This window comes from Oceanicella sp. (assembly GCF_056449545.1).
In genome coordinates, this window is sequence record NZ_JBWOMN010000078.1 from 1 (window position 1) to 10,375 (window position 10,375).

Annotated in this window: 8 protein-coding genes; 4 read left to right on the plus strand and 4 right to left on the minus strand. The window is 71.2% G+C overall.

Features of this window, described 5'->3' with window-relative positions:
• The 3 genes from AC1HC7_RS11290 to AC1HC7_RS11300 all read right to left on the minus strand — a co-directional run.
• Positions 1 to 1,022: glycosyltransferase (locus AC1HC7_RS11290; RefSeq protein WP_479499030.1), on the minus strand; the 1,022-nt coding region annotated here is incomplete at its 3' end.
• Positions 1,019 to 2,281 (minus strand): glycosyltransferase, encoded by a 1,263-nt coding sequence (locus AC1HC7_RS11295; protein ID WP_479495902.1) that lies wholly within the window; start codon positions 2,279 to 2,281, stop codon positions 1,019 to 1,021. The genes AC1HC7_RS11290 and AC1HC7_RS11295, both read right to left, overlap by 4 nt.
• Positions 2,282 to 2,464: 183 nt before the next feature.
• Positions 2,465 to 3,853: a glycosyltransferase family protein gene (locus AC1HC7_RS11300; protein ID WP_479499031.1), complete on the minus strand. Its 1,389-nt coding sequence runs from the start codon at positions 3,851 to 3,853 to the stop codon at positions 2,465 to 2,467.
• A gap of 372 nt (positions 3,854 to 4,225) precedes the next feature.
• Here AC1HC7_RS11300 and AC1HC7_RS11305 point away from each other — a divergent pair, with 372 nt between their 5' ends.
• The 4 genes from AC1HC7_RS11305 (at position 4,226) to AC1HC7_RS11320 (ending at position 9,378) form a co-directional block, all read left to right on the plus strand.
• On the plus strand, positions 4,226 to 6,787 hold the full coding sequence (locus AC1HC7_RS11305; protein WP_479495860.1) for a mechanosensitive ion channel family protein: 2,562 nt from the start codon (positions 4,226 to 4,228) through the stop codon (positions 6,785 to 6,787).
• A gap of 481 nt (positions 6,788 to 7,268) precedes the next feature.
• Positions 7,269 to 8,186: a sulfite exporter TauE/SafE family protein gene (locus AC1HC7_RS11310; RefSeq protein WP_479495859.1), complete on the plus strand. Its 918-nt coding sequence runs from the start codon at positions 7,269 to 7,271 to the stop codon at positions 8,184 to 8,186.
• Entirely contained in the window at positions 8,183 to 8,992 is an 810-nt protein-coding gene (locus AC1HC7_RS11315; RefSeq protein WP_479495858.1) for a TIGR02186 family protein, read from the plus strand. The genes AC1HC7_RS11310 and AC1HC7_RS11315 overlap by 4 nt, the downstream gene beginning before the upstream one ends.
• A 53-nt stretch (positions 8,993 to 9,045) precedes the next feature.
• A complete protein-coding gene (locus AC1HC7_RS11320; RefSeq protein ID WP_479495857.1) occupies positions 9,046 to 9,378 on the plus strand; it encodes an SH3 domain-containing protein in 333 nt (110 codons plus the stop codon).
• A gap of 4 nt (positions 9,379 to 9,382) precedes the next feature.
• Here the strand turns inward: AC1HC7_RS11320 and AC1HC7_RS11325 are convergent, their stop codons facing one another.
• A complete protein-coding gene (locus AC1HC7_RS11325) occupies positions 9,383 to 10,090 on the minus strand; it encodes a glutathione S-transferase N-terminal domain-containing protein (RefSeq protein WP_479495856.1) in 708 nt (235 codons plus the stop codon).
• Positions 10,091 to 10,375: the final 285 nt, after the last annotated feature.

The following is a 10,375-nucleotide window of genomic DNA, read 5'->3' on the forward strand; positions in this document are numbered from 1 at the left end:
CCGGCGGCGGCCAGCGCCGCGCGATCGGCGGCGGCGGCGCGAATGGCGGCGGCGAAGGCGGCCGCGTCGTTGCGCGGGGCCGGGTCCATGGCGTGGATCACGTCCGCCGGGCCGGGGCGGCGTTCGGCGAGGCAGGGCAGCCCGGCGGCCTGGGCCTCCAGATACAGCATGCCGACGCCCTCGCCGATTCCGGGCCAGACCAGCAGTTCCGAGGCCTCGCAGGCGGCGCGCAGCAGCGCCGGGTCGTCGACGCGGCCGGAAAATTCCACCCGGCCGCGAAAATCGTTGAACAGCAGTTCGACCGCCGCGCGGCAGGGGCCGTCGCCGATCACCGCCAGGCGCCATTCCAGGTCCTCGAGCTCCGCCAGCGCGTCGGCCAGGGCCTGATAGGAGGCCAGCTTGTCGCCCCTGCGCATCATGGCGATGGCCAGCAGGCGCAGCGGCCCGTCGGGGTCGCGCAGGGGGTGATGCGGGGGTCGCTGCGGGGGCGGGCCGGGATCGACGAAGGCCGGCAGATGCACCAGAGGCGCGTCGCCCGTCAGTCCGCGCAGCCCCGGCCAGTCGCGCCCGGTGGTCCAGAACAGCAGATCGGCGGCCAGCAGCGCGCGTTCCGAGGCCGCGGCGAAGGCCGCCCAGCGGCCATGGGCGCGGCGCGGCGCGTGGCTGGGTTCGGAGATCGCATAGGGAATGTCCAGGGCGCGCGCCACGCGGGGGCCGATCAGGTCCGGCGCCTTGTAGTAGCAGTGATAGGTGAACCACAGCGCCGGCGGGTCGGCGGCGAGATCCTCGAGAATGCGCTCGGCCTCCAGATCCGCCTCGGCCAGCAGGGCGGCCTGCGCGGCGGCGGCGCCGGTCATGTCGAGCGTGCGCAGTTCGGACACCAGAAACGGCGCGAAGCCGGCGCGTTCCAGCGCGCTCAGCGTCAGCTGCGCGATGCGCCGGTCGCCCGAGGGGTTGGGATGGGTCGGCGGCTTCATCGGCGCGTAGAACGCGATTTTCGGGCGGGCGGCGGATCCGGTCATGGGCCGGGCCTTTCCCGGGCGCCGGGCGCCGCGGCCAGCGCCGCGTCGAGGCGGGCCGACAGGATGTCGATCCCCGCCGCCATGCCGAAATCGGCGACCAGCCGGGCGCGGGCGGCGGCGGCCATGCGGGCGCGCGCCTGCGGGTCGGCGATCAGCGCCGCGAGCCGTTCGGCCAGCGCCGCCGGATCGCCGCTGGCGACCAGCGCGCCATGCACGCCGTCCTCGATGAATTCGGGGATCGCCGACACGGCGGTGGAAAGGATCGGCAGGCGCTGGCTCGCCGCCTCCATCAGCACGTTGGGCAGCCCGTCGCGATCGCCGTCATCGGCGATCTTCGAGGGCAGCACGAACAGGTCTGCGGCGCGCATCTCGGCGATCACCTCGGTCTGGTCGCGCTTGCCCAGCCAGACGATGCGATCCGCCAGCCCCAGCTTGTCCGCCTGCGCCGCCAGCGCCGATTTCAGATCGCCGCCGCCGACATGGCGGAACCGCCAGTCAAGGTCGCGCGGCAGCTGCGCCAGCGCCGCCAGCAGATCGTCATAGCCTTTCTTGGCCACCAGCCGCCCCACCGACAGCAGCGTCGCGCGCCCCGGCCGGGGCGGGCGAGGCAGGGGCGGGCCTGCGGGGGCCGGGCGTGCGGGGGGCGGCGGAAAGCGGCTCAGGTCCAGCCCGTGATAGACCAGCGACACGCGGGGCGGCCCCGGCGGCGACAGCGATCTCAGATGCGCGGCCCCGGTCCCGGTGCAGGTCACGCCAAAGCGGCAATCGGCAAGCTTTTCGCGTTTCTCCCAGTCCGGGATGGTCCAGATGTCCTTGGCATGGGCGGCAAAACCCCATTCCAGCCCGCGCATCATCGCCGCGTAGCGCGCCACCGAGCCCGGCGTGTGCAGGAAATGCACATAAAGAAACCCCGCCCCGGGCGGCAATTCCCGCGCCAGCACCATGGCCTGCGCGAAGCGGCGACCGCGATTGGGGGTCGGGTCGCGCCGCCAGTCGCGCAGCCAGACCCGCAGCGCCCGCCCGAATCCCGGCATCCGCGCGGCGGCGATCAGGCCGCGCAGCACCCGCAGCGGTTCCTGATACAGGTATTCCGGCAGGTAGCGCGCGCGCGCCGTGATCTCGCGGTGCAGCGGGTGGGTGCGATCGTCATAGGGGTGGCGCAGCGACCAGATGTCAAAGGCGTAGCCGCGTTGCTGCAGGGCCAGCAATTCCTGCGCCACGAAGGTTTCCGACAGGCGCGGATAGCCCTTGACGACCACGGCGAGCCGCGGCCCCGCGTCGCCGGCGTCGGGCGCGGGGCCGCCGGCGGCGCGGGCGGTTTCGGGCGGCGATGCGGCTGCATGGGTCAATGATACGCGGATCCGGGATTGAGCGGCGCGACCAGGCGATGAGGCGGGCGATGAAGCGGGCGATGAAGCGTCGGCGGCGCGGCGGTGGGCATGTCAGCGGGAGGAGGGTCGGCGCGCGGCCATGGGGGCGGATTCCAACGGCGCGCCACCCGACGCGGAACCGGGGTCTTGCGCGGCGGGTCGCGACGCCGGCCCCGATTCTCGCCCCGATTCTCGCCCCGATTCCGGCCCCGACGCCGGCCCTGACCCGGCCCTCGTCGGCGGGGATTGCGCCCGCGTCGCCGCGGGCGCCCCCCCGGCCAGACGCACGATGTTGTCGAGCCCGTCCAGCAGCCCGGCGATCGGGCGCGCCGACGGGCGGGGCTGCGTCGCCAGCCGGCCAATCGCGGCGGCCATCACATCGGCGCCGGCGCCGTCGCGCTCGGGCTCCAGCATCCGCGCCAGGCCCAGATCCTCGGCGGCGCTGGCGCGGATCAGCTGTTCACGGCGCGGATGGGTGCGGGGCACGATGACCGCCGGCTTGTCCAGCGACAGGATTTCGCAAAACGTGTTGTAGCCGCCCATGGCGACGATGCCGAGGGCCTCTTCCTGCAGCCGTTCGACCCGGGGGTCGAAGGTCAGCGTCGACACCCGGTCGCCCAGCGCCGCGGCGCGCAGATCGAAGTCGACGCGCAGCTCGGGGGCCAGGAACGGGCCGTAGACGATGACCGCGTTGGGCGCGAGGCCCGGGTCGTGTTCATAGGCCGACAGGATCCAGTCCACCAGCGCCGCCCCGTCGCCGCCGCCGCCGGTCATCGCCAGCACGAAAGGCGCGGCGGGCGTCGGCTGGCCGACCTGCTCGGGCCAGTCGGGGGTCTCGCGGCGCAGATAGCCGGTGTAGCGCACCCGCGACAGCGCCGCGTCGCTCAGGTCCAGCCCGTCCAGCGGCTGGCAGATCTGGGGCAGGCCGTAGATCCAGATTTCATCGAAATAGCGCTCGATCGCCTCGGCATGGCCCTTGCGCGCCCATTCCGCCGCCAGTTGCGCCGGGTCGTCGAGCACGTCGCGCACCCCCAACACGATGCGCGCCCCGCGCCGCGAGGCCGCCTCGAGCGTGTCGGCGAGTTCGTTGCGAAAGCCCCAGGCCTCCTTGTCCACGATCAGCAGATCGGGCTGGAACGCGGCCTCTGCGGCGCTGATGATCGCGGCGCGCAGCCCCACGGTTTCATCCAGCGGCAGCCCCAGATTATGCGAGGCGTATTCGCCGTCGGGCAGCTTCACCACCCCGGGCAGGCGCACATGATCCACATGGTCTGAAAAATCGAACCGCCCGGCGATCGGCGAACCGGTGAGGATCAGCGCCGCCAACGCCGGATCGGCGGCGGCCAGCCCCTGGGCGATGGTGCGCGAGCGGCGCAGATGGCCCAGCCCGAAAGTGTCGTGGCTGTAGAGCAAGACCCGCCGCGCGATCGGCCCATATGCGAAAGGCGGAGTCGCCTCCATGAATCCCCGATCCCGGCTGGATTGCGTCAGGCCCCGAAAAACAGGGCGTCAAGGCGAAGGCTACACCAGATCGCCCGCCGGGCGAAAGCCGATAGCGTGCGCTGGCGACATTGTGAGGCGGATTTCGGCCCGCGCCGGCGCCTTGACGCCGCGTCGTCTTGCGCCCCGCCCGCCCCGGCCCCAGTTTCATGCAACGCGCCGCCGCCCTGGCCGCCGCCCCTGCAACCACGCCGTGCAGCCGGTTGGCGCAATGCCGGCGAATTGGCGTATACTGCCGGCGAACGCTGGTTTATGGCTTTTGCGCGCCGCGCAACGGGCGCGGGCCCGCTGCGACGCTCGGCCGCGCTGGACACCGCAATGAAAAGGCTCCGCATGAACAGATCAGGCAGGCAGGGCCCCGGATGGGCGCGCGGCGGGATCTTCTCCACCTCCTTGCACGGCGCGCGCGCGCTGCTGGCGCTGCTGAGCCTGCTGCTGATCCTCGCGCCCATGTCGCCGCCCCTGGACGGCGGCCGGGCCGAGGCGCAGATCCTCGACTACGGCAACCTGTTCGGCGGCAAGTCCGCCGATGCGCCCGCGTCCGAGGACAAGGCGGCGCCGGCCGCCCCGGGCGGCGGACCCAATCTTTCGGCCTATGGCACGCTGACGGATTACGGAGCGGAATCGATGATTTCGCGCACCACCGAGGGCGTGAGCGCCTTTCGCCAGCGCATGCGCCGGATCCTGCGCAAGGCCCCCGACGCCCTGGACGACGTGCGCCGGGCGCTGGCCGCCGCCGCGCCGGACGGTCAGGCGGGGTATTTCGTCGGGGTGTTCGTGGTCACCGTGCTGCTGCTGATGATCGGGCGGGCGGCGGTGGTGCTTTACGCCATCTACATCGCGCGCGCGGTGATGGTCGCGGCCCAGCGCGGCCCCCGGCCCGTGCTGCTGTCGGACAAGCTGCCGGTTCTGGCGCTGCGGCTGCTGCTGACGCTGATCGCGCTGGTCATCAACCTGTCGGTGGCCGTCGGGCTCGGCTTCGCGCTGATGCCCGATCACGGCCCCACCGAGGTGACGGTGGCGCTGATCCTCGGCGCCTACGCCACCTACATGATGGTGGACAACGCCTGGCGCATGGTGATCAGCCCCTATCTCAGCGAATACCGCATCCCGATGATGTCGGACGCGGACGCGCGCAAGCTGTATCTGTGGATCTCGACCACCGCCGCCGTGGGGATCTCGGTGCTGGCGTTCAGCCAGTGGATGCAGGAACTGGGCCTGCCCCAAGACCTGCAGACGCTGATCTACATCACCCTCAGCCTCGTCGCGGACATCCTGATTCTGGTGCTGGTCTGGATGAATCGCCGGGCGATCACCCGGGCGATGCTGGGCGGGCTGCCCAAATCCCGGGCCAGCTGGCTGGCGGCGGTGGCGGCCACCGTCTGGGCCCCGGCGGTGACCGTCTATTTCATCGCCGCCTGGCTGGAGGGCTCCTACCGCGTGGTCATGGGGCTGGAGCAGCGCATCCCCCTCAGCGCCGGGGCGCTGGCGACGCTGATGGCGGCGCTGATCGTCTACGCGGTGACCATCTTCATCGTCGAGCGCCTGTTCTCGCGCGCCCAGCGCCGCCGCCAGATCAACGCCGAACTGAATGAGGCCGCCAAGGCCGAACGCCGCGCCCGGGCCGAGGTCGCGGCCGGAACCGCGGCCGAGGTCGCGAGCCACCCGCCCCAAGCCGCGGCGCCCGCGACGCAGGGCGCCGCGCCGACCCTGACGGTCTATTCCGGCGATGACGGCGACATGGACGGCGACGGCGACGACGAGGGCGGCGGCCCGGCGCCCGTGACCTTCGCCCAACCCGCCCCGACGATCGAGGACCCGGACGCGCGCCGCGGCATGACCAGCTACGAGGACCTGGCCCGGCGCGTCGCCAGCCTGTTCGCCATCGGCGCCGCGGGCTGGGTGCTGCTGCTGATCTGGGGCGGTCAGGACATGTTCTCGGAAGGCTCGCGCTACGCGATCCTGCTGAGCGTCGCGGACAAGCTGTTCATCGGCTACATCGTCTATCACGCCATGCGCATCTGGCTGGATCAGAAGATCGCCTCGGAGGGCGGCGACAACGTGCTCGCCGCGCCCGGCGACGAGGGCGGCGGGGCCTCGGCCTCGTCGCGGCTCGCCACCCTGCTGCCGCTGTTCCGCACCACCATCCTGGCCATCACCGGCGTCTCCATCGGGCTGCTGGTGGCCATGGAGCTGGGGGTCAACGTGGCGCCGCTGTTCGCCGGCGCCGGCGTGGTCGGGCTGGCCATCGGATTCGGCGCGCAGACGCTGGTGCGCGACATCCTGTCAGGGGTGTTCTTCCTGGTCGACGACGCCTTTCGCAAGGGCGAATACATCGACGTGGGCGAGGTGAAGGGCACGGTGGAGAAAATCTCCATCCGGTCCTTGCAGCTGCGCCACCATCTGGGGGCGCTCAACACCATCCCCTTCGGCGAAATCCGCTACCTGACCAATTTCGCCCGCGACTGGGTGATGATGAAGCTGCCCCTGCGCCTGACCTACGACACCGATGTGGAGAAGGTGCGCAAGCTGGTGAAGAAGCTGGGGCAGGAATTGCTGGAGCACCCCACCGAGGGCAAGAAATTCCTGCAGCCGCTGAAATCCCAGGGCGTCTACATGATGGAGGACAGCGCCATGATCCTGCGGGTCAAGTTCATGACCCGCCCCGGCGACCAGTGGACCACCCGCAAGCTGGTCTATCAGCGCCTGCGCGAAGTGTTCGAGCAGGAGGGCATCAAGTTCGCCGCCCGCGAGGTGACGGTGCGCATGCCCGACCTGCCCGACGCCGCCGACGACGCCAGGCCGACGATCGCCCATGCGGCGGGCGCGGCGGCGCGGCGCGTGATCGAGGATTCCGAGACCGGCGGCGGCGCGGCGCTGGCCGAGGGCCGCTGACCCCCCCGGCCTCCGGCCCCGCATCGCGCCGCGCGCCGCCGGTTTTCGCAACGCGGCCCGAAAAAGCCTTCCGCCGCAGTGTCAAGGCGGCGCAACAGGCTTAAGCTGGGCATCGCCGGCCCGCCTGCAAGCGATTCGCATGCGCCGCGCCCCGCCGATGACCCCGCCGCTGGGCGCGCCGCTGAACGCGCCGATGCCCCGCCGCTGACCGCGCCCCGATCGGACCCGCAAGCAGGAGGCCCGCAAGCAAGAGACCCGCAAGCAAGAGACCCGCAGGCGAGGGGCCCGCAGACCACGACGCGAAAGCAAAACGCCGCCAGACCGAACCCCGCCCGCCGCTTCGACCAGACCCCGGTTCGCCCGCCCCCGATCCGCCCGACGCGCGCCGCCGCCCCGATCCACGCCCCGATCCACGCCCCGATCCGCGCCCCGATCCGCGCCCCGATCCACTCACCGATCCGACCCGCCAACAGGAAGCCGAATGCTCGTTTATCTGCCGATCGCGGAAGTCTCGGTGAACGCGGTGCTGCTGCTGGGGCTTGGCGGCCTGATCGGCGTGCTGTCGGGGCTGTTCGGGGTTGGCGGCGGGTTCCTGATGACGCCGCTGCTGATCCTGATCGGCATCCCGCCGGCGGTGGCGGTGGCCACCGGCTCCAACCAGATCGCCGGCGCCTCGCTGTCCGGGGTCATGGCGCATTGGCGGCGCAAATCCGTGGATTTCCGCATGGGGATGGTGCTGCTGGCGGGCGGCGTGGTCGGCTCGGCGGTGGGGGTGTGGATCTTCGCGCTGCTGCGCGAGCTCGGCCAGGTCGATCTCATGGTGTCGCTCAGCTATGTGCTGTTTCTCGGCGTCATCGGCGCGCTGATGATGGTCGAGAGCGTCAATTCCATCCGCCGCGCGCGCCGCCCCGGCCCGCCGCGCCGGCGCAAGCGCCACAACTGGGTGCACGGGCTGCCGCTGAAGATGCGGTTTCGCGCCTCCAACCTCTATATCAGCGCCATCCCGCCGCTGGTCGTGGGGCTCATGGTGGGGGTGCTGGCGGCGATCATGGGGGTGGGCGGCGGCTTCATCATGGTGCCGGCGATGATCTACATCCTCGGCATGCCCACCAACGTGGTGGTCGGCACCTCGCTGTTCCAGATCATGTTCGTGACCGCGATCACCACGGTGCTGCACGCCACGCAGAATTACAGCGTCGACGCGATCCTGGCGGTGCTGCTGCTGGTGGGCGGGGTGATCGGTGCGCAGTTCGGCGCCAAGATCGGCCTGCGCATGAAAGGCGAAAACCTGCGGGTGCTGCTGGCGGCGCTGGTGCTGATCGTCTGCGGCAAGCTGGCCTGGGATCTGGTGGCGACCCCGGCCGAACTGTATTCGATCGCCCCCCGGATGGGCGAATGATCGCCGCCCCGCGCACCTCGCGGCGCATGGCGCGCGCCGCTTGCCTGCTGGCGCTGGCCGCCCTGACGCCCGTCGCCGCCGCGACGACGCCCCCCCAGGCGCCGCGCGAACAGGTCATCGCCGCGCTCAGCCAGAACAAGGTGTCGATCACCGCCACCTTCTCGGGCTCGGAGATGTTCGTGTTCGGCGCGGTCAAGCGGTCGGCCCCGGCGCGCGAGGGCAAGCTCGACGTGATCGTCGAGATCTCCGGCCCCTCCGAACCGGTGGAGGTGCGCCGCAAGCGCCGGCTGCTCGGGGTCTGGGTCAATCGCGACAAGGTGCGCATCGACGCCGCGCCCAGCTTCTACGCCATCGCCGCCACGGGCCCGCTGCACGAAATCCTCACCCGCACCGACGACCTGCGCCACAGCATCGACATCGATCACAAGGTGCGCATGATCGGCGCCGCGCCGGTGCGAAACCCCGAGGCGTTCCGCCAGGCGCTGATGCGCCTGCGCCGCCAGGACGGCCTGTATTTCGAATCTCCCGCCCGGATCGAGGTCATCGACGACACCCTGTTCACCACCGACGTGGCCCTGCCCGCCAATCTGGTCGAAGGGCTCTACCGCGCCCGGGTGTTCCTGCTGCATGACCGGCAGGTGACCGACATGTTCGAAACCGAAATCGACGTGCGCAAGGTCGGGCTGGAACGCTGGGTCTACACGCTGTCGCGCGAACGCCCGCTGGTCTACGGCATCCTGTCGGTGCTGGTGGCGCTGTTGGCGGGCTGGACCGCCTCCGAGACCTTCCGCATCCTGCGCCGCTGAGCCCCCGTCGAAACATGAAACCCATGTCGCCGCCCCGATCCGATGGTCCCCGCATGGCGCGGCTCGCGCAGGATCATCGCGCGATCCACCCGGATCCGATCCGTCTGGCGAAAGGCGAGCCCGCGGATCTGTCGGGGCGCGAGGACATGTGGGACGGGCATCGCTGGCTCTGGGCGCAGGCGCGCGACGGGCGCGCGGGCTGGATCCCCGACACGCTGCTCGACCCGGACGGGCGCGCCACCTGCGATTACAGCGCCGCCGAACTGACCCTGCCCAAGGGCGCCCATGTAGCGATCCTGCGCGACTCCCATGGCTGGAGCTGGAGCCGCGCCGAAAACGGCGCGACCGGCTGGCTGCCCTCGCGGATCCTGACGCCGCTGCCGTAAGCGTTCAGCGCGCCCGCTGCCCGAACAGGATGTTTTGGGCGTCCTTGTTGTCCTGCAGGCGGGCGCGTTCCTCCTTGGCCAGCGCGCGGCCCTTCTGCACCGCCGGGCGGGCGTAGACCCGGTCGAGCCAGGCGCCGAGATTCGGAAACTCGGAAATGTCCTGCTCCTGCTTTTCCCACAGGCAGGCCCAGGGCCAGATCGCCATGTCGGCGATGGAATACTCGCCCGCCACGAAATCGCGATCCGCCAGCCGCTTGTCGAGCACGCCGTAAAGCCGGTTCACCTCGTTGCGATAGCGGTCCTTGGCGTAGGGCAGGTCGTTGGGCGGGTCCATGGACGGCGCGTAGGAGATGAAATGATGCGCCTGCCCGGCCATGGGCCCGAGGCCGCCCATCTGCCACATCAGCCATTGATCGACCTCGATGCGCTCGCGCTCGGTCCCGCCGCAGAACCTGCCGGTCTTGCGGGCGAGATATTGCAGGATCGCCCCGGATTCGAAGATCGAGATCGGCGCCCCGTCGGGGCCGTCATGGTCGATGATCGCCGGCATGCGGTTGTTGGGGGCGATCTTCAGGAAATCCGGCTCGAACTGCTCGCCGGCCCCGATATTCACCAGATGCAGCTTGTAAGGCAGGCCCATTTCCTCAAGCGCGATGGAGATCTTCCAGCCATTGGGCGTCGGCCAGTAATACAGGTCAATTGGCTGGGTCATGGACGCGAACCTCCGTTCCGCTGTGATTGGAGGGAGAATGTGGCGCCCGCCGCACGCGCTGGCAAGGCGAAAGCGTTCACCGATCAGTCTGGATTGCGCCGCGGCGCGATCGCCGCCCGCCATCAGGCCCGCAACGCGCCGCCGCGCAGAGGCCCCGGCCCGGCGCGCCGCGCGGCGCGGCGCGGGGGCCGGCGCGACCCGCGCGGGCACCGCGCGTCGGGCCGGCCGGCGGCGCGCAGGGCGGCGCTCGACCCAGGGGCGCGCCTCCGCCGGATGCGGGGGGAA

Bases quoted from the DNA above. Each gene is read 5' to 3' on its own strand.
- AC1HC7_RS11305 (WP_479495860.1), top strand. From the start codon at position 4,226: ATGAACAGATCAGGCAGGCAGGGCCCCGGATGGGCGCGCGGCGGGATC.
- AC1HC7_RS11320 (WP_479495857.1), top strand. From the start codon at position 9,046: ATGGCGCGGCTCGCGCAGGATCATCGCGCGATCCACCCGGATCCGATC.
- AC1HC7_RS11310 (WP_479495859.1), top strand. From the start codon at position 7,269: ATGCTCGTTTATCTGCCGATCGCGGAAGTCTCGGTGAACGCGGTGCTG.
- AC1HC7_RS11315 (WP_479495858.1), top strand. From the start codon at position 8,183: ATGATCGCCGCCCCGCGCACCTCGCGGCGCATGGCGCGCGCCGCTTGC.
- AC1HC7_RS11325 (WP_479495856.1), bottom strand. From the start codon at position 10,090: ATGACCCAGCCAATTGACCTGTATTACTGGCCGACGCCCAATGGCTGG.
- AC1HC7_RS11300 (WP_479499031.1), bottom strand. From the start codon at position 3,853: ATGGAGGCGACTCCGCCTTTCGCATATGGGCCGATCGCGCGGCGGGTC.